Annotated in this window: 19 protein-coding genes, 2 tRNA genes and 1 pseudogene; 12 read left to right on the plus strand and 10 right to left on the minus strand. The window is 66.9% G+C overall.

Annotated elements, in window-relative coordinates:
• Window positions 1–396: 396 nt before the first annotated feature.
• The 4 genes from ABC319_RS13455 to ABC319_RS13470 all read left to right on the plus strand — a co-directional run bounded on the left by ABC319_RS13455 (window position 397) and on the right by ABC319_RS13470 (window position 5,235).
• Window positions 397–1,806, plus strand: coding sequence for a site-specific integrase (locus tag ABC319_RS13455; RefSeq protein ID WP_413070719.1), 1,410 nt, complete (start codon window positions 397–399; stop codon window positions 1,804–1,806).
• Between the two features lie 501 nt (window positions 1,807–2,307).
• On the plus strand, window positions 2,308–2,643 hold the full coding sequence (locus tag ABC319_RS13460; RefSeq protein ID WP_413070720.1) for a helix-turn-helix transcriptional regulator: 336 nt from the start codon (window positions 2,308–2,310) through the stop codon (window positions 2,641–2,643).
• Complete coding sequence (locus tag ABC319_RS13465; RefSeq protein WP_413070721.1) at window positions 2,633–3,925, plus strand: type II toxin-antitoxin system HipA family toxin; 1,293 nt, start codon at window positions 2,633–2,635, stop codon at window positions 3,923–3,925. Before ABC319_RS13460 ends, ABC319_RS13465 begins: the two co-directional genes overlap by 11 nt.
• 180 nt (window positions 3,926–4,105) lie before the next feature.
• Window positions 4,106–5,235, plus strand: a protein-coding gene (locus ABC319_RS13470) for an IS3 family transposase (RefSeq protein WP_413068384.1) whose coding sequence is annotated in 2 segments (ribosomal slippage) — window positions 4,106–4,358 and window positions 4,358–5,235 — 1,131 coding nt in all. Because the reading frame shifts where the segments join, the coding sequence is not laid out codon by codon here.
• Window positions 5,236–5,649: 414 nt separating this feature from the next.
• On the opposite strand, the gene ABC319_RS13475 is transcribed toward ABC319_RS13470, so the two are convergent.
• From ABC319_RS13475 to ABC319_RS13485, 3 genes are all read right to left on the minus strand, one after another.
• Window positions 5,650–5,724, minus strand: a tRNA-Thr gene (locus tag ABC319_RS13475).
• A gap of 175 nt (window positions 5,725–5,899) precedes the next feature.
• Window positions 5,900–7,705, minus strand: coding sequence for an aminopeptidase P family protein (locus tag ABC319_RS13480; RefSeq protein WP_413070722.1), 1,806 nt, complete (start codon window positions 7,703–7,705; stop codon window positions 5,900–5,902).
• A gap of 338 nt (window positions 7,706–8,043) precedes the next feature.
• The gene (locus ABC319_RS13485) at window positions 8,044–8,664 is read right to left on the minus strand and encodes a retropepsin-like aspartic protease family protein (protein ID WP_413070723.1); all 621 of its coding nucleotides are present in this window, start codon (window positions 8,662–8,664) and stop codon (window positions 8,044–8,046) included.
• Between the two features lie 243 nt (window positions 8,665–8,907).
• Between ABC319_RS13485 and ABC319_RS13495 the strand changes: the two are divergent.
• The 5 genes and pseudogenes from ABC319_RS13495 to ABC319_RS13515 all read left to right on the plus strand — a co-directional run bounded on the left by ABC319_RS13495 (window position 8,908) and on the right by ABC319_RS13515 (window position 13,926).
• Window positions 8,908–9,964: pseudogene (locus tag ABC319_RS13495) on the plus strand (IS30 family transposase).
• 438 nt (window positions 9,965–10,402) lie between these two features.
• Complete coding sequence (locus ABC319_RS13500; RefSeq protein ID WP_413070724.1) at window positions 10,403–12,478, plus strand: S9 family peptidase; 2,076 nt, start codon at window positions 10,403–10,405, stop codon at window positions 12,476–12,478.
• A 1-nt stretch (window position 12,479) separates the two neighbouring features.
• Window positions 12,480–13,043 (plus strand): DedA family protein, encoded by a 564-nt coding sequence (locus ABC319_RS13505; RefSeq protein WP_413070725.1) that lies wholly within the window; start codon window positions 12,480–12,482, stop codon window positions 13,041–13,043.
• A gap of 11 nt (window positions 13,044–13,054) precedes the next feature.
• Window positions 13,055–13,429 (plus strand): acyl-CoA thioesterase, encoded by a 375-nt coding sequence (locus ABC319_RS13510; protein ID WP_413071696.1) that lies wholly within the window; start codon window positions 13,055–13,057, stop codon window positions 13,427–13,429.
• Entirely contained in the window at window positions 13,426–13,926 is a 501-nt protein-coding gene (locus ABC319_RS13515) for a methylated-DNA--[protein]-cysteine S-methyltransferase (protein ID WP_413070726.1), read from the plus strand. The genes ABC319_RS13510 and ABC319_RS13515 overlap by 4 nt, the downstream gene beginning before the upstream one ends.
• A gap of 19 nt (window positions 13,927–13,945) precedes the next feature.
• Here the strand turns inward: ABC319_RS13515 and ABC319_RS13520 are convergent, their stop codons facing one another.
• The gene (locus ABC319_RS13520) at window positions 13,946–14,833 is read right to left on the minus strand and encodes a peptidylprolyl isomerase (RefSeq protein WP_413070727.1); all 888 of its coding nucleotides are present in this window, start codon (window positions 14,831–14,833) and stop codon (window positions 13,946–13,948) included.
• Window positions 14,834–14,966: 133 nt separating this feature from the next.
• Here ABC319_RS13520 and ABC319_RS13525 point away from each other — a divergent pair.
• Window positions 14,967–15,057 (plus strand) — tRNA-Ser (locus tag ABC319_RS13525).
• A 230-nt stretch (window positions 15,058–15,287) separates the two neighbouring features.
• Here the strand turns inward: ABC319_RS13525 and ABC319_RS13530 are convergent.
• Entirely contained in the window at window positions 15,288–15,623 is a 336-nt protein-coding gene (locus ABC319_RS13530) for a TfoX/Sxy family protein (RefSeq protein WP_413070728.1), read from the minus strand.
• A gap of 142 nt (window positions 15,624–15,765) precedes the next feature.
• On the opposite strand from ABC319_RS13530, the gene ABC319_RS13535 reads away from it, so the two are divergent.
• Complete coding sequence (locus ABC319_RS13535) at window positions 15,766–17,052, plus strand: hypothetical protein (RefSeq protein ID WP_413070729.1); 1,287 nt, start codon at window positions 15,766–15,768, stop codon at window positions 17,050–17,052.
• A gap of 193 nt (window positions 17,053–17,245) precedes the next feature.
• On the opposite strand, the gene ABC319_RS13540 is transcribed toward ABC319_RS13535, so the two are convergent.
• Together ABC319_RS13540 and ABC319_RS13545 are read right to left on the minus strand one after the other, a co-directional pair.
• Window positions 17,246–17,872, minus strand: a complete 627-nt coding sequence (locus ABC319_RS13540; RefSeq protein WP_413070730.1) for a DJ-1/PfpI family protein — start codon at window positions 17,870–17,872, stop codon at window positions 17,246–17,248.
• 289 nt (window positions 17,873–18,161) lie between these two features.
• Window positions 18,162–19,223 (minus strand): alpha/beta hydrolase, encoded by a 1,062-nt coding sequence (locus ABC319_RS13545; RefSeq protein ID WP_413070731.1) that lies wholly within the window; start codon window positions 19,221–19,223, stop codon window positions 18,162–18,164.
• A 184-nt stretch (window positions 19,224–19,407) separates the two neighbouring features.
• Between ABC319_RS13545 and ABC319_RS13550 the strand changes: the two genes are divergently transcribed.
• Window positions 19,408–19,623 carry a DUF4287 domain-containing protein gene (locus ABC319_RS13550; RefSeq protein ID WP_413070732.1) on the plus strand — a complete coding sequence of 72 codons (216 nt, stop codon included), beginning with the start codon at window positions 19,408–19,410 and terminating at the stop codon, window positions 19,621–19,623.
• A 22-nt stretch (window positions 19,624–19,645) separates the two neighbouring features.
• On the opposite strand, the gene ABC319_RS13555 is transcribed toward ABC319_RS13550, so the two are convergent.
• From ABC319_RS13555 to ABC319_RS13565, 3 genes are all read right to left on the minus strand, one after another.
• The gene (locus ABC319_RS13555; protein ID WP_413070733.1) at window positions 19,646–21,613 is read right to left on the minus strand and encodes a methyl-accepting chemotaxis protein; all 1,968 of its coding nucleotides are present in this window, start codon (window positions 21,611–21,613) and stop codon (window positions 19,646–19,648) included.
• A 94-nt stretch (window positions 21,614–21,707) separates the two neighbouring features.
• Entirely contained in the window at window positions 21,708–22,490 is a 783-nt protein-coding gene (locus ABC319_RS13560) for a hypothetical protein (protein ID WP_413070734.1), read from the minus strand.
• Window positions 22,490–25,129, minus strand: coding sequence for a TonB-dependent receptor (locus ABC319_RS13565; protein WP_413070735.1), 2,640 nt, complete (start codon window positions 25,127–25,129; stop codon window positions 22,490–22,492). The genes ABC319_RS13560 and ABC319_RS13565 overlap by 1 nt, the downstream gene beginning before the upstream one ends.
• Window positions 25,130–25,297: the final 168 nt, after the last annotated feature.

Genomic DNA, 25,297 nt, shown 5'->3' on the forward strand with positions numbered 1-25,297 from the left:
GGTCGGATCTGAGCTATGAGGTGTCGAGGCGATTTCGGCTTGGGGCGTTGCTCCTGCTCGATCCGGTAATGAGACCCAGCCTGATCGTCTCCGGATGTGCAGAGGCATGTGGGCCCGTGACAGCTTAAGGCCTGCTTCCGCCAAGCGGCGGCAATATTATGAAAATGGTGGTGCCGGTGAGGATTGAACTCACGACCTCAGCCTTACCAATTTGGGAAATACAGTTCGCTGCTGTACGCCATTCTACGCCAAACTACTGTTATTCAACACTTAGTTATAATTGAACCTACGCCATAAATCTCTCGAATACGCCCTGTTTTGATCGAATTTGCTGACAATATGCTTACAATTTGACCTCCCGCGCTATTGTCAGCAAAATACGCGGGAGGGTTGCTTATGGCGAAGCTCACCAAGACCCGGATCGACGCATTGCCGATCCCGGCATCCGGACAGGAAACGCACTGGGACAAGGAGTTGCGCGGGTTCGGCGTGCGGGTGCTGCCATCCGGCCTCAAGACCTTCGTCCTCCAGTATCGCAATGCCGACGGCCGCAGCCGCCGGCTGACGCTGGCCCGGTGCGGGGTGCTGACGGTCGAGCAGGCCCGCGTCGAGGCGAAGAAGCGTCTGGGCGACGTGGCACGAGGTGACGATCCGATCGAGACGCGTGATGCCGCGCGCGCGGCGCCGACCGTGGCCGACATCTGCGACTGGTATCTGGAGGAGGCGGAGAGCGGCCGACTGCTCGGCCGGCGGCGGCTGCCGATCAAGATGTCCACGCTGCGGATGGATCGCAGCCGGATCGAGCGGCACATCAAGCCGCTGATCGGCGCCCGCAAGGTGAAGTCGCTGGGGCCGCCCGACATCGCCGCCTTCCAGGCCGATGTGGCGCAGGGGAAGTCGTCGCGGTCACGCGGGGTCGGGCGCGGTCGCGATACGATCGGCGGCGTGGGGGCCGGCTCACGCAGCATCTCGACGCTTCATGCCGTGTTCGAGCACGCGCTGCGGCTCGGCAAGATCGACAACAATCCAGCGCGGGGTGTCCGTCGGCTGGCGAGCGGTCAGCGGACGCGCCGGCTGTCGGTCGCCGAACTCGCCGCGCTGGGCGAGGCGATGCGGACCGCTGCGGATCAAGGCGAGCATCCGGTCGGCCTTGCCGCGGTGCGGCTGATCCTGCTGACCGGCTTCCGCCGCAACGAGGCACAGGCGCTCCAGCGCGGCTGGGTCGACTTTGACGCTGACTGCGTGATGTTTCCCGACACCAAGAGCGGCGCGCAGGTCCGTGTCGTCGGCGCGGTGGCGATGGAGCTAATCGAGGCGCAAGCCGAGCAGCCGGGCAATCCCTATGTCTTCCCCTCGGACTGGACGGGAACCTGGTACAAGCAGGTGCCCGATCTTGTCGAACGGCTCTGCAAGGCCGCGCAGATCGAGGGCGTGACGCCGCACGTCTTCCGCCACACCTTCGCCAGCATAGCGGGCGAACTGGGCTATTCCGAGCTGACGATCGCCGGCCTGCTCGGGCACGGCAATCGCGGTGTGACGCAAGGCTACATCCATATCGATGATCTGCTACGCTCGGCGGCAGACGCGGTCGCGGCAAAGATCGCGGCCGTGCTGGATGGCAAAGAGCGGCGGATTGCGCCGAGGCGGCGGACTGTCTCTCAGGTGCCAGCGCGGCCGGTAAGCCGGTCGATGCCGGCCGAAGTGGATGACAACATGCTCATCGCGACGTTGGCCGCGCAGTTTGCGGGTGGCGGCATCGACGCCGATCAACTCCGGTCGGCAGTGGCGCGGCTTGCCGCAGGATGAGCAACAGTCTTTGCGGGCTGTTGAATAAGTCCATTATCGGGCGATGAAGGGATATTCATCGCGGTGACGGTAGCAGATTCCTGGCGTTCCCGACCGACATCGTGCACGCCGCGCTGCTGGGGCTGGCAGCGCGCGAGGGCTATCATCACGAAAGTCTTGCCAACAGCGTCGTCGTCCGGATCATCCGGCGCTACATTGCCGACCAACGGTCGATCTTCGATGATCCGGGGTGCCGTGCATAGCTTGTCTTGATCCTCGGCTTATTCTCTGACGTCGGCTGGCCTGATGCCCTGAAGCTAATGTACGAACTACCTGATTTGCTCTGCTGGCGACGTGCAATGTCTTGGCCAGCAGATGAGCAATGACCGTTTTGGCGGTCATAAAGGCATTTCGTGCCTGTTTTGCCGGTCATTACTTGTAAGTTCTACGAGGTCGGCGTAATGACCGAGATGGCAGGCACGAAAGCATTCTGCGCCTGCCATCTTGGTCACTGGATCATATATGGCAGAACATGTCCGCACCTATTCGCGCACGACACGCGAAGCCTTGACGCTCCTCGGTCGCGCGATCCGGCTCGCGCGCAAAGAACGCAAGATGACCGAAGCCGACCTGGCCGGGCGGATCGGCATTGCGCGCAGCACGCTCCAGCTGATCGAGAAAGGACAGCCGCGCGTCGAGATTGGCTTGGCGTTCGAAGCCGCGGCCCTGCTCGGCGTGCCGCTCTTCGTCGACGAGCCGTCGCGGCTCGCGCCCGAGGTCTCCCGCCTCAACGACAAGCTTGCGCTGCTTCCCCAGTCGGTCCGGCGGCCACGCCGGGAGACCCGCGATGACTTCTGAGGTCGATGCGGGCCTCCCGGCCGCTACCGAAGCGTTCGTCTGGATCTGGCTGCCGGGCGCATTCGAGCCGGTCGTCGCCGGGCGGATCGAGCGCGACGGCCGCACCCATGTCTTCACCTATGGCCGCTCATACCTTGAGCGGGAACGTGCCATTCCGATCTTCTCGCCCGAGCTAGAGCTACAGCGCGGGACGCTCCCGCCCAACCCTCCGCTCGATATGGCCGGATGCCTGCGCGACGGCGCGCCCGACGCCTGGGGTCGACGCGTCATCATCAATCGGCTGACCGGCCTCCATGGTGACGCGGCGCAGGATGTCGATTTCGACGAGCTGACCTTCATGCTCAATTCCGGGTCGGACCGTATCGGTGCGCTCGATTTTCAGCGCTCGCCCGATCGCTACCAGCCGCGCGAGCAGGACAATGCGTCGCTCGAGGAGTTGCAGGATGCCGCCGGCCATGTCGAGCGCGGCGAGCCGATCCCTGCGGGACTTGAGAAGGCGCTGTTTCATGGCAGCTCGATTGGCGGCGCGCGGCCCAAGGCGCTGATCGAGGATTGCGACACCAAGTTCATCGCTAAATTCTCTGCGTCGAACGACACCTATGCCGTCGTCAAATCCGAATATGTCGCGATGCGGCTCGCCGCGCGGGTCGGCCTCGACGTCGCGCCGGTCGTTCTGACGTCCGCGAACGGCAAGGACATATTACTCGTCCAGCGCTTTGACCGGGCGAAGGCCAAAGGTGGCTGGACGCGCAAGGCGATGGTGTCGGCGCTCACCATGCTCGGGCTGACCGAACTGCAGGCGCATTATGCGAGCTATGTCGACCTTGCGCAGATCGTGCGCGCGCGCTTCGTCGCGCCGCGCGAGACCTTGCGCGAGCTTTTCGCGCGAATGGTGTTCAACATCCTCGTCGGCAACACCGACGACCACGCCCGCAATCACGCGGCTCTGTGGGACGGCGCGAAGCTGGCGCTGACGCCGGCCTATGACATCTGTCCGCAAGGGCGCAACGGCCGCGAGGCGAACCAGGCGATGGCGGTGTTCGGCAACGATCGGCGCAGCCTGCTCGAACATTGCCGGCTGTCCGCGCCGTCCTTCCTGCTCAGCGACGTGGAGGCGCGCGACATTATCAATAGTCAGGCGAGCGTGATCGTCGCCGGCTGGCCCGAACTCTGCGACGAGATCCAGCTCTCGCAGGTCGACCGCGCCTATTTCTGGCGGCGGCAGATTCTCAACGATTATGCGTTTGACGGATATGCGGATGGGAAGCCGGCGGGATTGTGAGGCTGCGTGGTCAGCGGCATCAACGCTGATCAACTCCGGTCGGCAGTAGCGCGGCTTGCCGCCAGTCTTTGCCCGACTGCTTATGTCTAAATTTTATACATGTTTTTGGGACAACGTCTGACGTGCTCCCCTGAAACTCTGCCAGTTTGAGCTAGAGTCCGCCTTCGTGAGGAGACGGACGTGAAGAAGACCAGGTTCAGCGAGGAGCAGATCATCGCGGTGCTGCGCGAGCAGGAAGGTGGGATGAAGACCGCCGATGTGTGTCGCAAGCACGGGATCAGCAGCGCGACGCTGTACGCGTGGAAGGCCAAGTATGGCGGCATGGACGTGTCGCAGGCGCGCAAGCTGAAGGTGCTCGAGGAGGAGAACGGCCGGCTCAAACGGCTGCTGGCCGACGCCATGCTCGACAATGCCGTGCTGAAGGAAGTCGCGGCAAAAAACTGGTAAAGCCCGCCGCTCAACGGAAGGCTGTCGAGCATGCTCGGCAGTTGTTCGGCATCAGCGAGCGTCGGGCGTGTACCATCTTCAGCGTGGACAGGACGTCGGTGCGCTACGCGCCCCGGCGTAGTGATGATGGCGACCTTCGGTCGCGGCTGCGCGAGATCGCGGCGGAACGTCGGCGCTTCGGCTACCGGCGGCTGGGGATCATGCTGGCTCGCGAGGGTCTGGTCATGAACCACAAGAAGCTGCTGCGGCTTTACCGCGAGGAGAACCTGCGGGTCAGGCGTCGGCGTGGCCGCAAGCGAGCGATAGGCACCCGAGCACCCATGACGCTGCCACAGGGACCGAACCAGCGCTGGAGCCTCGACTTCGTCAGCGACACGCTGATCAGCGGCCGGCGCATCCGTATCCTGGCGGTGGTCGACGACTTCACGCGCGAGTGCCTCGCGCTGGTGGCGGACACCTCGCTGTCAGGCGCGCGTGTCGCTCGTGAGCTCGACGCCATCATCGCGCTCAGGGGCGTACCGCCGCTGATGATTGTCAGCGATAACGGCACCGAGCTGACCAGCCTGGCGATCCTGAGATGGACGCAGGAACGGCCTCTCGAGTGGCACTACATCGCGCCGGGCAAGCCGCAGCAGAACGGCTACGTCGAGAGCTTCAACGGTCGTCTGCGCGACGAATGCCTCAACGAGACGCTGTTCGTATCGCTCGGCCATGCCCGCTCGGTGCTGCGGCTCTGGCGCGACGACTACAACCATGTGCGGCCGCATAGTGGTGTTGGCGGGCTGACGCCCGCCGATGCTGCCAGGCGGGTTGTGCAACACCGCCCCGAGGGGCACCATACCAACCCCGGACTCCAGTTATGACTGGTAGGGCTTTGGGGAGCACGTCATTCTCGACGCGCTGCCTCCGATCGTCACTACCAGCGACGGAAGACCGACCTGTGCCGAACGGAACGGGATTTTCAAACACATAAAGCGGAAGTGGGAACCTCACAGGCACACTACTATGACACGACCCTGTCGCGCGCCCGAGGGCTTCGTGCCGCCATCTTGGCTACAAGCCCTTCGTCTCGCCATGCAGGCCAGAGGGATGCTTGCGGGTAAAATGGCCTCTCGACTCGGCGTCCGGATCACCCCGGGCAGACAGAAGGCACACCCCGAAAATCAAGCCACAACAAACTTTGCTGACAATGTGCTGACAATGGCCTGTTTTTACCCATTGTAAGCAGCCGCCCCGGCGGCCCTGCGCCGCCAAGCGGCGATAATATCAGGAAAAAATGGTGCTGCCGGTGAGGATTGAACTCACGACCTCAGCCTTACCAAGGATGCGCTCTACCACTGAGCTACGGCAGCACTCGCCCGTTCGGACGGAAGCGCGCCTAGAGCGGAGGTGGCGGTGATTGTCAAGGCGAATGGCACGGGGGTAGGACAAGATCATGGTGGACAAGGACGAACGCGCGGAACGGCTGGCGGCGCAGTTGCGGGCGAACCTGCGCCGTCGCAAGACGCAGGCGCGCGGGGTGGCGGATCAGGAGGGGAGCGGGGCGCACTTGGCCGCCAGCCACGCGGCGTCCGCCGACGACAGCACGGGCGACAGCGACGACGCCACGCCCGCGTGATACGCATCGACCCACTCCCGTTCGGCCCGGGTCAGTAGCGACGGATCGATCAGCGTCCGCTCGATCGGTGCCAGGGTGAGTGTGGTGAAACCGAGCATCGCCCGATCGGGATCGCCGCTCGGGATCGTCCGGGGTTCGACGAGGACGAGGTTCTCGATCCGGATGCCGTACTCGCCCGCCTTGTAATAGCCGGGCTCGTTCGAGAGCATCATGCCGGCGCGCAGCGGCTCCAGCGACTGGCCGCCGGGATAGTTGGGCGCGGCGATCCGCTGCGGCCCCTCGTGTACCGACAGAGAGGCGCCGATGCCATGGCCGGTGCCGTGGCCGTAATCGAGCCCCGCCTCCCACAGCGGCCGGCGGGCGAACGCGTCGAGGTGGCCGCCGACGGTGCCGTCGGGGAAGACCGCGGTGGCGATCGCGATATGCGCCTTCAGCACGCGGGTGAAGCGGTCGCGCATTTCGGGGGTAGGCGCGCCGATCGGCATGACGCGGGTGACGTCGGTGGTGCCGTCGGCATATTGGCCACCGGAATCGATCAGGAAGAGCTGGCCCGGCAGGATCGGCGCGTTCGATTCCGCGGTGACGTGGTAGTGCGGGATGGCACCGTGCGCGCCGGTCGCGGAAATGGTCGAGAAGCTGGTGTCGATCAGCAGCCCGGTCTCCTGCCGCAAGGCGAGGAGGCGGTCGGCGGCGGACAGCTCGGTCTCGGTACCGGCCGGGCAGGTGGTCTCCACCCAGTGCAGGAAACGGGTCAGCGCGGCACCGTCGCGCAGCGAGGCGGCACGGTGGCCGGAGACCTCGACGGGGTTCTTGATCGCCTTGGCCAGGAGCACGGGATCGCGCTGTGCCACCAGTGTCGCACCCCCCGCGGTCAGCGCGTCGCCGATCGCAGCGACCGCGCCGTTCGGGTCGATCGCCACGCGGCGGCCGCCGAAACGCCCGAGCGCGTCGGCGAAGGCGGCACGGTCGCGGATGCGCACCGAATTGCCAAGATGCTGGCGCACCGCGTCGCCGACCTTGCCGGGCGCGACGTACAGATCGGTCGCACCGTCGGCGTGGACGATGGCGAACGAGAGGGCGACGGGCGTGTGGTCGACATCGGCGCCGCGGATGTTGAGCAGCCACGCGATCGAATCGAGCGCCGACAGCACGATCGCGTCCGCGCCCTGTCGTGCCAGCCAGTCGGCAAGGTCGGCCCGCTTGGCGGCGGAGGTCGCACCGGCGACCGCGTCGCCCTGCACGGCGAGGGGGGCGGGCGAGGGGGCGGGTCGATCGGTCCAGATCGCGTCGACCGGATTGGCATCGACCGGCACCAGAGTCGCATCGCGGGCGACCAGTGCCTGCGTGGTGGCGGCGACCCAGGCGGCCGTGTGGAGCCAGGGGTCGTAGCCGATCCGGGCGCCGGCCGCGGCATGATCGGCGAGCCAGCCGGCGATCGAGTGTTCGGGAATGCCGACATAGTCCCAGTCGGCCGCCGCCACCTCTTCGCGCACCTGGATCGTGTAGCGGCCGTCGATGAAGATCGCCGCGCGATCGGTAAGGACGACGGCGGTGCCGGCGGAGCCGCCGAAGCCGGTCAGCCAGCCGAGCCGCCGGGCATAGCTGCCGACATATTCGCTGAGATGCTCGTCGGTGAGCGGGACGACGAAGCCGTCCAGCTGCTGGCGGGAGAGCTGGTCGCGAAGCGCGGCGAGGCGGGCGGCATGGTCGGTCATGACGGATCTTTCAGGCGCGAATGTTGAGGAAGTTGCGGAGTGCGAGGGGGCGAACGTTGAGGGTCGCGAATGTTGAGGCGCGGTCGCGAATGTTGAGGGAATTGCGAGTTGCGAGAGGTCGAACCCCGGGAGCGGCGAACGTTGAGGCGTGGTCGCCGCCCGCGCGAATGTTGAGGAAGTTGCGGGTTGCGACGGATCGAACGTTGAGGATCCGCGAATGTCGAGGGCCGTACCGGCGCTGCCGGACAACGAGCGCCGCGGGCGGGTGCGGTGATGACGAAGGGGCGGGCGCGGCCATGGTGCCGGTCATACCGGAAGCCCGCCGGGTAGGACAGGCGTCAGCCGGCGACCGCCTGGGGGTGGTGCGGTTCGAGGATCAGCGTATCGCCCTCCACCCGCCAGGATTTCAGGCGGGACAGGAAGTTCATGCCGATCACGTTGATGTCGCCGAACGACGCCGAGACGACCACCGGCAGGTCGCGCGCGACGATGTTGCCGAGGCGAAGCTCGTCGACGGTCGCGGTCTGCGCCTGGACGGTGCCATTGGCGGTGCGCAGCAGGACGGGCACGATGCCGTCGCCCGGGGTCAGCCCGGCGGCGGCGGCGGTGCCGGTCGAGACGGCGGTGACGGTGGCACCACTGTCCACCAGCATGCGACGGTCGATACCACCCATCCTGACCCGGACCCAGAAATGGCCGTCGGGGCTCATCCTGATCCGCATCGTATCACCGACGACGCGCTGGTCCTCCAGCTTCAGGAAGGTGGCGATGCGGGCGAGATAGGGATCGAACATCGCCCGCTCGCCCAGCACCGTGACGAGGAGCAGCGCCAGCGCCCCCCAGGTCGCGATGCGGACCAGCCCGCCGAGGAGCGGCACCCGGCGAGCGACGAGGATCACCGCCACGATCGCGGCGGCGATGATGTAGGGAACGGGGGCGGACCCGGGGGTGGGGAGCATGGTGCCGGTATAGCTGGGGCGGGCTGTACGGGATGTGAAGGGGGGCGTGGTGGCGCGCGGCGGGGATTAGGCCGAAGTCGTGGCAGCAGGCGGCGCAGGCCGGCGGAGGTGACCTTACCCTGTTGTCATCCCCGCGCAGGCGGGATCCAGAGACGCTGCCGTCGGCGCAGGAGCCTCGATGTTGGCGTGTATGGATTCGACGGATTCACGAAAGAAGTGCACCACCGATAGGGTGGCGGCGCGATGGGACAGGGATACAGGCAGCTCAGCCTCGATGAGCGGATAGAGATCGCCCGGCTTTGGGCGTCAGGATGGTCGTGGCGTCGTATCGGGGCGGCGATCGGACGCAGCCATACGACGGTGAGCCGAGAGGTGAGGCGCAACAGTCGCATGACCAGGATGTGGTCCGGCGGCTATGCGCCTGTGCGGGCGCAGGAACTGGCACAGCGACGGCGGCGATGGGATTGCCGCTTCAAGCTGGTGCGCCAGCCGGACCTGCGGGACCGCGTCAGGCAAAGCCTTGCGATGGGGATGATGCGGTCGGATCGCCTGCCGATCCGCAAACATGCCGGGGGCATGTTTGACGCATCGTCCGCCCGAGCAGATCGCCGGCCGACTGGCGCGCGAGGCTGGTCGCACCGTCATCAGTCATGAGTCAATCTACCGCTTCGTCTATCACCGCTCGGCGCAGAAGGATTACTGGCACCGCCTGCTGCCCCGCGCCAAGTCGCGCCGCGGACGACACCGCCTGCAAGGCGGCAGTCCCGCCAGCTTCATCAAGCACCGCCGCTCCATCCACGAACGCCCGCCCGCGGCACAGGACCGACGTCAGCCGGGCCATTGGGAAGCCGATTACATGCTGTTCTCGCGCTACGGCGACAACATCCTCGTCCTCCACGAGCGCACCACCCGCTTCACCATGCTCGACCAACCGCCTCATCGCAGGGCATCGATGACCGCTCGGCGCATCGCCCGGCAGCTCCGCGACATGCCCCAGCCGTTGCGACGGACCATCAGCTTCGACAATGGGACCGAGTTCGCAGAACACCATCGCCTGCGGCACCTTGGACTGCAGACCTTCTTTTGCGATGTGCGAAGCCCCTGGCAGAAGGGCGGGGTCGAGAACACCATCGGTCGCCTGCGGCGCCTGCTGCCCCGCAAAACCAACCTCGACACCCTCTCACCCGCCCAACTGCGCGCCTACGCCACCCGACTCAACGACACACCTCGAAAATGCCTCGACTTCCAAACACCCGCCGAGGCATTCCTCAACCTCTCAACCGGTGCACTTCAAACGTGAATCCACATTCCCGCCTGCGCGGGAATGACGGTAGGTTCTTCGGGGGAGGGTGGTTAGGCCGGGGAGAACGGCGGGTTCTTTGGGAGAGAACGGTTTTCGTGCGGACAATTGGGTTGGGCGTCGGGGAGGGTGTTGCAAGGAGTAATGGCTGGCGTTCGCCTTCACCGTCGTCGTTCATGGGCGAGAGTCGTCCGAGACCATCCGTCGTCATTCCCGCGGACGCGGGGATCCAGAGACGCTGTCGTCGGCGAGGGAGTCTCGACCTTGGCGTGTATGGATCCCCGCCTTCGCGGGGATGACGGTAGGTGGGCGGCGGGGGATGAGCGATGGACGGGCGTGGCGCGTGTTGCGGCGGTGGGGCGGGGAGAAGTGCGGCGGGTCGTCGGGCGGGCGCGGAAAGCGCTGTCGAAGTCGCGCGGGCGCGCTATGGGCGGGGTGATGACCGACTCCCCCACGCCCCCCGTCGCCGAGCGGCGGCCGCATGTCTTCACCGTTCACGGCGAGCGGGTGGAGGATCCCTATGCCTGGTTGAAGGACCCCGCCTATCCGGAGGTCACCGATCCGGCGGTGCTCGATTACCTGAAGGCGGAGAACGCCTATTTCGAGGAGGTGATGGCGCCCCACCGGCCGCTGGTCGACCGGCTGTACGAGGAGATGAAGGCGCGCATCAAGGAGGACGATTCCTCGGTGCCGCAGAAGGACGGGGACTGGCTGTACTGGACCGCGTTCGAGACCGGCGGCCAGTATCGCAAATGGTGGCGCCGCCCCGTCGGCGCGGTCGACGACGGCAGTGCCGACGAGCTGCTGCTCGACGAACCGGCGCTGGCCGAGGGGAAGGAATATTTCCGGCTGGGCGCGTTCGCGATCAGCAATGGCGGGCACCTGCTGGCCTATGCGATCGACGACAGCGGGGCGGAGCGCTTCACAGTGCGGGTCAAGGACCTGGCGACCGGACGGGACCTGCCCGACACGATCCCGGGCATGCTGTCCGACATCGTGTGGACCGCCGACGACAGCGGCTTCCTGTACGGTGTCGCCAACGACCAGTGGCGGACCGACAATGCGCGGCTGCACCGGATCGGCACGCCGGTGGCGGACGATATCGAGCTATATCGCGAGGCGGACGAGGGATACCGCGTGTCGGTTGGCGAGACGAGCGCGCGCAACTGGATCGTGATCGCGACGGGCGACCATAATACCACCGAGATCTGGCTGGTGCCCGCGGGCGATCCCACCGCGACGCCGATCATGGTCGCGCCCCGGCTGGAGGGGCGCGAATACGACCTGGACGAGCATGACGGCACGCTGTTCATCCACACCAACGACACCGATCCGCAATTCCGGCTGGTGACCGCCCCGGTCGGGCGGCCGGGCGAGTGGACCGAGCTGATCGCGCCGGACCCGCATTTCTACATGACCGGGGTGGAGTGTTTCCGCGACTTCTTCGTGGTCGAGGGGCGCGAGGACGGGCTCGACCAGATCGCCATCCACCGGTACGACGCGCCGGCGGCGGGGCGGCGGATCGCATTCCCGGAGGCGAGCTATGCCGCCGGGCTGGGCGACAATCCCGAATATGCGATGGACGTGCTGCGGCTGGGATACGAGTCGATGGTCACGCCGGGGACGGTGTACGATTACGACGTCGCCGCCGACACGCTGACGGTGCGCAAGGTGCAGGAGATCCCGTCGGGCTACGACGGGGCGAAGTACCGGACCGAGCGGGTGAAGATCGCGGCGCGCGACGGGACGATGGTGCCGGTGTCGGTCGTCTATCCGGCCGACTTCGTGCGCGACGGGACGCGGCCGCTGTATCTCTATGCGTACGGCGCCTATGGCCATGCGGTGGCACCGGGCTTCTCGACCGGGCGGCTGAGCCTGCTCGACCGCGGCTTCGCCTTCGCCATCGCGCATATCCGCGGCGGCGATGACCTGGGCCAGCAATGGTACCACGACGGCAAGCTGGAGAAGCGGACCAACACCTTCAACGATTTCGTCGACGTGGCGAAGGGGCTGGTGGCAGGCGGCTGGACCGGGGCGGGGCGGATCGCGATCGCCGGCGGATCGGCGGGCGGCGAGCTGATGGGCGCGGTGGCCAATTCCGATCCCGAGCTATGGGGTGCGGTGGTGGCCGACGTGCCGTTCGTCGACGTGCTGAACACGATGCTGGACGCCGACCTGCCGCTGACGCCGGGCGAGTGGCCGGAGTGGGGCAATCCGATCGAGGACCCGGCGGCGTTCGCGCTGATCCGGTCGTACAGCCCGTACGACAATGTCGTCGCGCAGGATTATCCGCCGCTGTTCATCACCGGCGGGCTGAACGATCCGCGCGTGACGTACTGGGAACCGGCGAAATGGGCCGCCCGGCTGCGCAGCGTGAAGACCGACGACAACCTGCTGCTGCTGAAGATCAACATGGGCGCCGGGCATGGCGGCAAGTCGGGCCGGTTCGAATCGCTGCGCGAGATCGCCGAGGAGCACGCGTTCGTGCTGTGGCAGCTGGGCGTCGGGGAATAGGGTGAGCGTCGAGGCGATCCTGGCGCAATACGGCCTGATCGCGCTGTTCTTCGGCGCGGGGCTGGAGGGGGAGACGGTGGTCGTCACCGGCGGCGTGCTGGCGCATCGCGGGATCGTGGCGCTGCCCGCGGCGATGGCGGTGGCGGTGGCCGGGTCGTTCGTGGCGGACCAGCTGTTCTTCCTGCTGGGCCGCCGGTACCGCCGGCATCCGCGCGTGCAGCGGATCATGGCGCGCCCGGCCTTCGCCCGCGCGCTGGCGGCGTTCGAGCGGCATCCGACGGTGTTCATCCTGGGCTTCCGCTTCCTCTACGGCGTCCGCACGATCAGCCCGATCGCGATCGGCACCACGTCGGTACGGCAGGGGCGGTTCATGGCGCTGAACGCGGTGGCGGCGACGGTGTGGGGCATCGGCTTCACCAGCATCGGCTACTGGTTCGGCAGCGGGTTCGACGCGCTCGTCGCGCGGTACCGGCCGAGCACGACGACGCTGGCGCTGTGCGCGCTGGCGCTGGTCGCAGGAGTGCTGGCGGTGGGGCAGGTGCGGCGGTGGCGGAGGAGCGCGTGAGCGGCTTCGCAATGACCTTCACCGCGGCGGCGGACGACATCGACGAGCTGGGCCATGTCAACAATGCGGTGTGGGTCCGCTGGATCCAGGACGTCGCGACCGCGCACTGGGCGGCGGTGGCGCCGGCGGCGCACCAGGCCGCCTATGTCTGGGTCGTGACGCGGCACGCGATCGATTATCGCGGCAACCTGACCGTGGGGCAGAGCGTGACGGCCGAGACCTGGGTCGGCGATCCGCGGGGCGCGCGGTTCGACCGGCACGTCCGCTTCACCGGCGCCGACGGGCGGGTGAAGGTGGAGGCGGTGACGACCTGGGCGCTGATCGACCGCGCGACCGGCCGGCTGCTGCGGGTGCGCGACGACATCGCCGCGCCGTTCCTGGCATGAGCGCCGCCTTCGCCACCATGGCATCGCCGGTCGGCGAGTTGACGCTGGTGGCGGAGGAGCGGGGGCTGGCGGCGATCCTGTGGCCGGCGGACGACGGCGCGCGCGTGCGGCTGGACCGCGGCGTCCACGATCCGGGCCGGCCGGTGCTGGTCGCGGCGATGCGCCAGCTGGAGGAATATTTCGCCGGCACCCGCCGCACGTTCGACCTGCCGCTCGCCCCGCGCGGCACCGCGTTCCAGCAGGCGGTGTGGGCGGCGCTGCTGACCATCCCGTGGGGCGAGACGCGCAGCTATGCCGCGATCGCGCGGGCGATCGGCCGACCGGCGGCGGTGCGCGCGGTGGGCGCGGCGAACGGGCGCAACCCGCTGTCGATCGTCGTGCCGTGCCACCGGGTGGTGGGCAGCAACGGCACCCTGACCGGGTTCGCGGGCGGCCTGGCGGCGAAGGCGCTGCTGCTGGAGATCGAGGGCACCGGGGAGGCGCCGCGCCTGATCTGAGCTGCCGTCGCGGGCGGCGCTATCCGGCGCCGGCGCGACGGACGGGCGGCAGCGCGTTGCAGATGTCCGCGCCCCCGGCGGGCACCACGAAGAACGGCGGCTGCCGGTTCTCCCGCCCGGCAATCCAGGCGGTGAAGCGCGGATTGTCGGTGCGCCGATACTCGTAGCGTGGGCGGCCGGCGGCGGGCAGCTCGCTGGCCAGCCGCACCGTGGCGATCGGCACCCGCTCCCCCTCGGTCTTGTAGAAGCCCAGGTCGCCGGTACCGCGGGGCAGGACCGAGAATCGCTCCATCCCCTCCAGCACCCGCCCGACCAGCGCGACGTTGCGATCCAGCGCGCGCGGGCCGTGGCCGATCGCCACGTACAGCTCGGCCCCGCTGCCGGTGCTGGGCGCCATGTCGCGACCGACGCCGACCATGCCGTAGCAGTGCGGCATCCACTCCGCCTGGAAATTGCCCGCCAGCGGCCAGCCCTCGCGGCTGTAGCCCGCCCAGTCGGCATAGGGATCGCGCCGCCCCAGCCGCGCCACCGCGCTGGTGCCCGGACGCTCGTATTCGGGCGGCGGATTGGCGACGATGCCGGCGGGCAGCGGCTTCTTCTCGGTCGCGTCGCCCCACTGCGCGACGTAATTGTCCTGCACCCGGTAGACGCTGGTCCCGTCCCACCAGCGATCCGCGACCAGCTTGCGGATATTGGCGACGTGCACGGGCGCCAGCGAGGGCGCGAGCCGGATCGCGATCGTGCCGCCGTTCGCGAGCGTGATGACCATCACCTCGTCGTCGGGGATCGCGACCCAGTCTTCGGGCAGCGGATCGGCGCGGGAGGAGCTGGCGGCGGCGGCAGGAGCGACCGCGGGCGGAACGGGGGCAGCCGCCTGAAGCAGCGCAGCGACGAGCAGACCTAGCATCGGCGCAGCCTGCCCCAGCTTCGTGCACGGCGCAATCGCGCGGAGGGAGGACGGCGGCCGGCCGCGCCCCGCCCATCGCGCAATCCCTTGCGTCCGCCCGCACTCCCGCCTAGGGCGCAACCCCCGGGTATGCGGAGCGGTGGCCGAGTGGTCGAAGGCGCTCGCCTGGAAAGTGAGTATACGCCAAAAGCGTATCGAGGGTTCGAATCCCTCCCGCTCCGCCAAGTAGTCCATGACTAGCGAATCCCGAGTCGGGAACCGCCGGCGAATGGCGCCATTCCGCGGCCTACAAAACACGCAATCGTGCTGAGGGAGAGGTTCTCCGGTCGTGGTCTTGCGCCATCGCGCAGATCATTCCCTGCCGGTAATCCAACCACTGCGGTTGGCCAGTCAAGCTAGGCCCTTGATCTCAGGCTCTGGATCTACAGGCGGGGCCCTAGTCCGCCACAGATGCCTATGTGCCCCGCTTTGGTTGCCGTGGCTTGGGTGACGGCAACTCTGCCGCCGTGATGCGCAGCAGGTCGCCGAGCCACTCGGCATCCTCCCATCGATCAGCTTTGATCAGCAGATTCAGTTTGGCGCCCGGGTAAGGCGGCGCTTCCGAGACCGGTTCGGCATGGAGGCGACCGGACGCTGTCGGCTTGACGTAAAGCTGATCATCGCAGACCGTTCCGATCATCTTGCCATCCACGTATACCCCGTACTCACCGAACATCGGCCTGGCCGAGACAGCGCCCGCTTCGGCCGCCTGTCCCATCAAATAGTCAATCGTACGCCGCTGGGTGGCCATGCACACAGCCTAACAGACGAGCGCCACGTCGAACAAGGAACGTCCATCGCCTGCGGCACCGACTGCGATGAGCGAGCGGGCGCTTTCGCAATTCACTCCCGTGTTGCTAAGTGACCGATTGTAGGTCGGGGCGCTGCGCGCGTTGCCGGGCAACCGCCGCATCGGCATGGTGGCCGACATGACACACGCATCGACGAATGCATCCGAAGCCGTGGATCTCGTCCTTAAGTCGATCATCCGGAGGCCCGAGCTCGGTAGCGGAGCCGGGAACTTCCACGTATCACGACCGCACAGCGGAACAGAAATCCATTTCGAGGGATCCGCGCTACTCGACGCGGCGCTTTTTATCCGGCGCAATGCGTCGGCGCACCTGCGATCACTGTCTGTCCATGATCTACAGCAGATGCTGGTCAAGTTCATGGTGGATGTGATGGACCTCTGGCGCTTTGACTGGTTGTCGCTTCCCGACGGCGCCTCGCTCGCGGATCATGTTACGGCCGAGGAACGTGCCGAACTTGCCTCGGCTATGGACCGCTCACCCATCTTCGCTCCTCCTCAGGTCCTTTTCCTCTACCCGGTGACGATTGCCACCGTCAGCGCGCCGTTCCGGAGCGATCACTTCTTTCTTCTTCCGCCACGCGAGCTACCACCGGAACTGGCCCGATGGTACGACGCCGACGAGGTGATGCCAGAGAAGCATCCGCCTATCCCGATGCGCGCAGGCATGACGCTGACCGACACCTCCTGCTGGCTCGGCGTACGTGCGCCGGTTGGCGAAATAGCCCTCCGGATGCGTAACGCGATCCTAGGTGCATTGGCTCTGCTGCCGCACTCGATGGAACGCTACACCTTCTCCATGCGCGCTGTGCCGCCTGGATATATGAGCTTCGGATCCACTGCCACCTATCACAGCGGAGCGGCTGCAACGCCGGCGTTGAGCGAAAATCTCGCGCTCGGCCCTGCAGATCAGGAATGGATGGAGACGCTCGCCCGGCTGCTTACATCCGATAATGGCCGCGACGGAAAGGCGCTCCTCTCACTTCAATACTTCTATCGGTCATGGGTCCGCGACCCCGCGGCCAGGGTCGGCCCTCTTTGCGGCGCGCTGGATGCCCTGTTTGGCGATCGAGATGCGGCCACTCAGGCGATGGTCGACGCTGTCGGAAGCCACCTCGAAGCTTCTTTCGATGCTACGCGAGCTCGCCGGCTGGCGAAGCTGCGGGCCGGTGTCATCCACGGTGGTGCGCCGAACATCTATGAGGCGTCCGTTTACCACCGCTACTACGTTGACTACCGTCAAGATCCGATTCGTGACCTCGAGATCGCCACCGCTGGCTGCTTGCGCACTACGATCTTCGGAGATGACATGTTAGAACGGCCACACACTCACGCGGATCTTATCCGGCAGTCCACCGGCGGGATCGTTTAACCGGGATGACTTAAAGCGAACGCGATTAACCAGCGGCTGGTTGTGGGAGCGCGTTGGCCGACCTAGGCTTCCAGTTTGGGTCCTTGCTGCCGTGCGCCACGATACTATCGCAACGGGAAGTGTGCACTTGCGGTCGGCATTGATCGACAACGGCAACGCCCGGAATACGAACTTTCCTGTGCCGGGCGGTCGTTCACGGCAGCGCGAACGGGTCTCTGCCCGGATCGTCGTTCCACACATATTCGGCTGTCTTGGCGGCCTGCTCCGCCGCGGCGCGGCCGTACAGGCGTTCCACCAGGGCCAATGCCATGTCCGTGCCGGCGGACACGCCCGAGGAGGTCATGAACGGGCCATCCACGACCCAGCGCGCCTTGCGCTGCCACCGTACGCGCGGCGACTGGCCGGTGGCCCAGTCGTACGCCAGCTTGTTGGTCGTCGCGCTGCGCCCATCGAGCAGCCCGGCTTTGGCGAGCAGCGCGGCACCGGTGCAGACCGAAGTGGTCCATGACGCCGTGGCACTGCGCGCGCGCAGGAATTGCAGCAGCACGGGATTGTTCACCTGCCCGCGCGCGCCCATGCCGCCCGGAACCATGAGTATGTCGAGCGCCGGTGCATCCCGGAACGAGTGGGTCGCGACCGTCATGATGCCTTGCGAGGATCGGGCGGGGCGCCCGTCCTGCGAGATGATGACAAGCTCGTGGTCCGGCAGGCGACCCCACATCTGGACCGGCCCGAAGACGTCGAGCGTCTCGAAGTCATCATAGATGACGATGCCGATGCGCTTCGACTTCACGGTGGCGCTCGTCTGCTCTCCGGCCATTCCACGACTCCGCTCCGGTGAGGATGCGGCAAATGTCGGGGCCGCCATGACCATGCAGAGGATCAGTAGCAGCCGGGCGACGATGTTGCCTCTTCCAACGTGAACCATTCCGCCAGCTCCGGCCGATTAGCGATCCGCTGCTCCAAACGCGCCGTTGACGAATAGTTGCCCGTCCGGATGCGTGGGCCTTGCCGTTGGCTTGCACCGGTCGCGCCTTCTGGTGTGTACGAAGGTCCGTTGCCGGGACGTGACCTTATGCCTCCGGGCGTCCGCTTCGCAGGCCCTGTGTTCAATGGAGTGAATGCGCGTTCAGCCACGCTCCCAGCAGGGCGAAATAGGCAGGTGCGTCTGGCGCGGCTTGCGTGGCGAAGTGCGTATCCAGCTGGCGGGCAGGCGGTACGTCCAGCATCATGGCGTGATCGGCGCCGTCGATCACCTGCACGGTGACCTGCCCGAAATCCGCCGATCGCGATCGAAGGGCAGCCAGTGACGGGGCGACCGGTACCCAGGGATCCGCCTGCCCGAACAGGATGAGCGTCGGCACGCGAGAGCCGGTCAGCGCCTTCAGCGGGTCGGCCTCGATCTGCTGCTTCCACTCAGGATCGTCGATGTTACCCTTCAGCCACAGCTTGTCGTACCATGGCTCGTTACGGACGCTCGCTTCGGCTGCTGCAGCGTCGCTGCGGCTGCGTTGCCCCCGGACGTAATCGTCCACCGCGGTGCGGGCACGGATCGCACGGTCGATCACGGCCTGGGGCTGTCCGCCCACGCGCAGGATGTTGGCCACCGCGAAGTTCATCTGCACATCCGCGCTCGCCATCGGCGCGGAGACAGCCACGGCAAACGCGGCACGCTGCTCCTTCTTGGCGGCGAGCAAGGTCAACCATCCGCCTTGCGACAGCCCCCAGAAGCCGACACGGGCCGGATCGATGCCCGGCTCGCGCCGGATCCGGCCGAATGCGGCCACGGCATCCGATGCGAGAAGATCGAAGTTGCCGGGCGCTGCGCCACCGCTGGTGGAAAGGCCCGAGCCGCGCCGGTCGTAGACGAACAGCGCCATTCCCAGTCGTGGCACGATCTGGACGAGATGACGGTAGAGCGGATCGGTGCGCAACGGTACCTGTGCGCCATGCAGCGCGATGACCGCAGCGCGAGGCCGGTAGCCGGCTGGCAGGAACAGCGTTCCGACCAGACGGGCACCCCTGTTCTCGACCACAATCTCGCGGCGTTCGACTTCCATGTCGGATGGTACCGCCCACGGCACCCGACCGGCGGTCGCGGGAAGCGCCGCGAACCCGAGGATGATCGTCAGAACGCCGAGGCCGGCGACCAACCATCCAAGACGATCCATCTTCCGCTCCCGTCGATTTGCCCGGTGCTTATAGGTCGTCTGCGATCCGGATGAACAGCCGTTCGTCAACGGGACTTTCGACCGCTGGACGAAGGATCGTGAGTCGCGGTTGTCGAGTTGCCTCTGCTTGCGCTCGCCCGCGTACAGAGCGAGGATGCGGTCGTCTCGCTTTCTCCGGAGTCTCATGATCGTGGCCGACGACGCTGTCAAAGGACCCGCCTCCTACTTCCCCTCGATCGAGAAGAAGTACGGCAAGCCGATCGGCGAATGGCTGGATCTGGTTCGCCAGCGTCTTCCCGCGAAGCATATGGAGCTGGTTGCGATGTTGAAGGACGAGCACGGGATGGGGCATGGTCACGCCAACGCCGTCGTGGCGCATACCCTGGCCGAGAAGAGCTGACGCCCTCGACGTCCTGGTGGTCTCAAGCTGCCAGGCCGGGGTCGTCCTTGAGGAACAGCACGAACTGATCGGTCGATAGCCGCAGATTGCGCGCGCTGCTGGCCAGATCGCTGGCGCTGGTGCGAACGGCGACCGACAACGTCGATGCTACGCCCGCGGCCTGCGCGACGCCGCTCATGCGGCATTCGACCTCCTCGGCGGAGCGGGTCACGCGTTCCGCCCCCGTATCGACGCCTCGTGCGGTGGTTCGTTGTTCGTCGACAACGTCGGCGATGCTGGACGCCGCCGCCGATACTTCGCCGAGTGCGCCGTTTACGCTGCGCAGCTTCTGGGCGGTATCGGCGACGCCCTCCCGGATCGCTTCGATCAGCGAGCTGATGCGATCGCTCGCAGACTTGGTTTCGACCGACAGCGACTTCACCTCTCCGGCGACCACGACGAACCCCCGACCCGCATCGCCGGCGCGCGCCGCCTCGATCGTGGCGTTCAGTGCAAGCAGGTTCGATCGCGTCGCGATGGCGCGGATCGTGTCGAGAAAGCCCTCGATCTCCAGCGCCTGTTCCTCGAGCATGGCCACGGTCTGCACGCTGCGCTGTGCTTCGTTGCTTGCAGCGAGCGTCAGCGCCGTCTGGCGATCGGCGGCGCTGCCGACGGTCTGGATCGATCGCGACAGATCGCGGATCGAGGAAGCCACTTGCGCGATCTCCAGTGCTGCCGTGCTGGCCGTCGATGCCACCTTGCTCGCTTCCTGCGTGGTATCGCCGGTGAACGTCTCGAGCTGGACCGCGGCGGTCTGCAGGTGCTCGGTCGCATCGCCGATGATCTTCACCATCGACGTCACCGAAAACTCGAATTCGTTCGCCAGGGTGACCAGCTCTCCACGTCGCTCGACGGCCATGCGCGCCGTCTGCTCTTCCCGGCGCTGGCGTTCCCGGGCCGCCTCGGCCTCGGCGGCGCGCGCCTGCTCCATCGCCTGCTCCGTCCGCTGGCGGCCTTCCTCGGCAAGCAAGGTGAGATCCTGCGCGTGCCGCAGCGTCTCTTCCTGCGAGGAGAACAGGTGCTGCAGCTGGATGGTCAGCGCGGTGAGCACCCCGAACTGGAGCCCGACCGCCACGACATGGAAAATGACCCGTCCCAGATTGCCGGCACCGGTGAACACCCATTCCGGTGCGAGCCATTCGAGCGAGAGGTGATGGACGGCGGTGAGGGCGGTGGCGATGGCGATCGGCCGCCAGTCGGCGAGCACGACCAGCGCGGCCATGGCGACGAAGAAGTACATGTGCGCGTCCATCTGCCACGGGTGTCCCTGGAGCAGGAAGACGAGCATCGCCGGGATCGCCGCCGCCAATGTCCCCATGACCGCTCGCGCCGCGCCGTCATACGATCCGCGGATGGCGAAGATGGTCGGCGCGATGTTCAGGCTGCCGCCCAGAATCAGCAGCGGTACGGCGGCATCCGCCCGCAGCGCCGCGTCGCAAACCAGCAGAAGACCGAGCGACAGCCAGCCGATGGCGGCCCATGCCCGCACGCCGCGTCTGCGAAGGGTATCCAGCGCGTTCCGCGGGCCTTGCCGAAGCGCGCGCGACCGTCGATGTCCCGTCATCATGGATGTTCGCGTCACGACGGAGATCCCCCTGCGCCGCAGCCCGCGGGTGGGGCCGCCATGACGATGATGTTCCACGACGTAATCTCTTTCGCGATCGTCGCTCGCGCGCCGACGACCACGAGAGAGCCGGGAAACGGACCTGGTCCCAGCAATGCCGCACCTCCTGCCAGCGCGGTCCTGGCGACGGCACCGCCGCTCTGACCACCAATGGGGACCAGGAGCAGCTTGCCGGAGGATGGCGGCCACAGGGTCAGCGCTGCGCAGGCCATCGCCGCGATCGCCATCTGGAGGAGGACCAAGGGGTGGGAGAGAGCGCGCACGACCAGCGGCGTACGCCCCGTTGGTTAACAGGCGATCAATTCGCGCCATTCCGTCGGCAACCAAGCGTCCCCCGGTCGGACGATGGCCGGTCCCGAACCTCACGGACGGCGCAGACGCGGCCATGCTTCGCCGGAGGCTAGCAGCATCGGCGGCGAGATCACCCGCCTTCGCTGTTCGGGACATGCATCTGGAGGATCTGGCCGCCCGCACGATCGATACCGTACAGATCGCCGCGCTCCGCTTCGTCCCAGTCGATCGCCTGCCCGGCCGCCTCGATCGGGATCGTGGCGACATGGTCGAGCACTGCTCCTCCCTTCGGCAGCGTGATCGCGTAGAGTTCGGGACGGTCGTGGCCGGTGACGTAGAGCCGGCCGTCCGGACCCCAGCCGCCGCCCGAGATGCTCATCGGGGCGATCCGTTCCAGGATCGACGGCGGCAACAGCCAGCTCTGCGTCGCGCGCCATTCATCGTCGTAGCGGACCAGCATGGTATAGCGGTGATCGCGGTTCGGTTCGCCGCCCCTGGCATCATAGTTGGCGAACATCGCCCACCAGGCGCCGTCGTGCCGGTCGACCCAGGTCAGCGAGCCCGGCGCATGGGCGAGCGCGATGGTGCGACGGTGGACCAGTGTGCCCGGATCGAAGAACTCGACCGAGCTCCACTGCGGGACCGCCGGATAACTGGACGAGGCGCACACCAGATCGCGCGCGATCACGGCGCAGCTGTTGATGTGCGGATAGCGCGTCTTGTCACCCTCCCAGCTGGCGCGCCTCTCGCCGGTGCGCTTGTCATAGCGGGCGATCCGGTAGTTCGCGATCGCGTAGATGTCGCGCGCGCCCACCGCCGCGCCCTGTCGTGCCTCCGGCGCGGGCAGCCGCCGGATGGTTTGAGCGAAAGGGGCGGCGATGATCGCCGGGGCGAGGAGGAGCAGGATGCGCATCACAGGCTGGCCGTTACGCCAACCCAGAAGGTCCGGCCATATTCCGCTGCTTCCTGCAAATAGGTGCGCCCCGGCCCGGTCAGCTCGCGCCGGCCCGCGTCCGACAGGTTCTGCCCCTCGGCATAGAGGGTCAGGCGGGGCGTCAGCCGATAGCTGATATTGGCATCGAAGGTGGAGCGGTGTTTCCAATACTGGTCGGCATTGGGGATGGTGTCGTTGATCGTCTCCAGGAACCCGCCGATATAGTTCCACGACACGCGTCCCTCGAATGCCCCGCGCTGGTAGAAGACGGTCGCGTTGGCGGTCGCGTCGGGCTGAAGAAACAGCCCGGTCTCGCGTGGACCGGCCGCGGTCAGGAAGGTGAACCGGGTGTCGAGGAAGGTGGCGTTGGCGCTGACTCCCAGCCCCGAGAGCGCGCCGGGCAGAAAGGTGAGCGCCTGCTGGACGTTGAGCTCGACGCCGCGGATCGTAGCGGTGTTGGCGTTGCGCGGCGTGGTGACGATCACCGCCTCCGCCCCGCGTCCGACGTCGAGCGTCTGCACGGCGGTGAGCGTAAAGATCTCGTCGCGGATATCCTTCGAGAACAGGCCGATCGAGACGACCCCGTCGCGCGGATACCATTCGACCGTGCCGTCGAAGCCGCGGCTGCGGCGCGGACGCAGGTCTGGGTTGCCGCGCGAAAGCGTCGGCTGGCTGCCGTCGAACGACAGGTTTTCCGACGCGGCCAGCGAGGCATAGTCGGGGCGGCCGATCGTGTTGGTGTAGGCCGCACGCACGACGACGTCCGGCAGCGCGTCCCATCGCAGATGCACCCCCGGCAGCCAGTTGCCGTAGCTGCCACCGTTCTGCACGGGAGTCAGGACGCCGCGCAGCGTCCGCACCGCCTCCGACTCGATCTCGGTACGCTCGTAGCGAAGTCCCGCGAGCAGGGTCAGCGCACCGATCCTGTAGCTGCCCTGCAGATAGCCGGCATATACGTCCTCCTGCAGCCGATAGTCGCCGGTCGGCGGCGTCACGGTCGTGACGAACCGGCCACGATTGGCATCGAAGAACGCCATCGCCTGACCGACATCGATCCGCGGGGTGAGCAGGTAGCGATCCTGGATCAGCTTTTCCGGGCCTGGTGCGTCGACCTCCGCCAGCGTGTAGGTGAAGCCGGAGCCGGCGGTATAGTTGATCTGGCTGTTGTCGTAGCGCCGCCGGGTGGTGCGCGCGACGCCGCCCGCCTTCAGCTTGATCCGATCGCCATCGTCATAGGCGGCGTTGAGGCGCAGCTGTCCGCTCTTTTCGAAGGTCCGCACCGCCGCGTCGCGCTGTTGCTGGAGAAAGAAATTGGCGGGATCGCGATTGGCGGTGGGGTTTGCGGGGGTGAAGATCGGATAGAAGTCGCTGGTGTCGTAGCTGAACGCATAGTTGGCGCCCTGCGCGTCGCGTGTGCGAAACTCGATCGAGGTGTTGGGTGTGTAGAGCCGCCCCTGCGAATAGATCGCGTCGCCGTCGACGGTCCAGGCGTCTGCCGCCTTCCAGTCGAACGCGGTGCGGCCGACGATGATCTCGCGATTGGTGATCGGCTGGTTGAGCTGGACGATGTTGCGGCCGCGCGCGAAACTGCCGCTGGTCGAGGTCTGGTTGGCAACGGTGCCGAGCGGCTCGGTGCGGAACTCGATCCGCTCCTCGTCGTCCTGGGTCTTGGCGTAGATGCCGCTCAGCTCCCAGTGAAAGGTATCGGCGACCCGGTATTCCAGCTTGGCGTTGCCGCCGTAGCGCTTCTTCGAATTATTGTACCAGAACAGGCGCACCTGCGTGGGCACCTGGATGCCGTTGCCGTTGACGCTGCCGGAGTCCACCGGCGAGCCGGCGGTGACGCCGGCGATGCCCGGGCGGGCATATTCGCGCACCGACGGGGAGGCGGACTCGACCTGCGGAATGTCGTAATCGAGCTGCTCGTAGCTGCCGCCGATCACGATCCCCCATTCGTCGGCCGCGCCGAAGGTGCGCCCCGCGGCGAAGGCGGTGCGCAGCGATGGCTTGTCGTGGCGAACGTCGCCGTGCTGCTCGTAGACGCCGTAGGAGGCGAGGGCGTTCAGGAAGGGGCGCTTCGCCTCGAACGCGCTGCGCGTCTTGATGTTGATGACGCCGCCGATCGCGTTGGCGTCGTTCTCGGGCGTCACCGTCTTGATGACCTCGACGCGGCTGGCCATCACCGAGGGAATGATGTCGAGCGGCACCGTGCGCCCGCCCTCGTCGACCGAGGACACGATCGCACCGTCGACGGTGGTGCGGTTGTAAGTCGACTGAAGGCCACGCAGGACGGGAAAGCGCGGCTCCCCCTGATCCTCCTGCACCGACACGCCCGGGATGCGGCGCAGCGCGGCGGCGGTATTGTGGTCGGGCAGCTTGCCGATGTCGTCGGACGAGATCGCATCGACCACGGCAAACGCCTCGCGCTTGGTGGCGATCGATTCTCTCTGGGCGCGGCGCTGGCCGGTGACGACGATGTCGCCATCGGTCGGTGTTTCGCCCTCCGTGCCGGGTGTCGCGTCGCGGGCGGTGGCGTCCTGCGCGATGACGGGCGGCGCCAGCATCGTACCCGCGGCCAATGCGACGAGAATGGAAGCGCGCGAGCGGCGATAGGTCATGAACATTCCCCCAAATGATGATCGCGCCGCTAGAAAATGCGGGTGACGATCACGCGTCGGCACCGGGTCAGTTCGATGACGGTCGTCGCTGTCTCGCGCCTGCAACCTCGGTCCCCGCCCGGCCGGTCAAATCGACCACGGCACGCGCTTGAAGCGGCCGCTCGGCAA

Origin of the sequence: Sphingomonas phoenicis, assembly GCF_047238005.1 — a bacterium.
Classification (GTDB): Bacteria; Pseudomonadota; Alphaproteobacteria; order Sphingomonadales; family Sphingomonadaceae; genus Sphingomonas.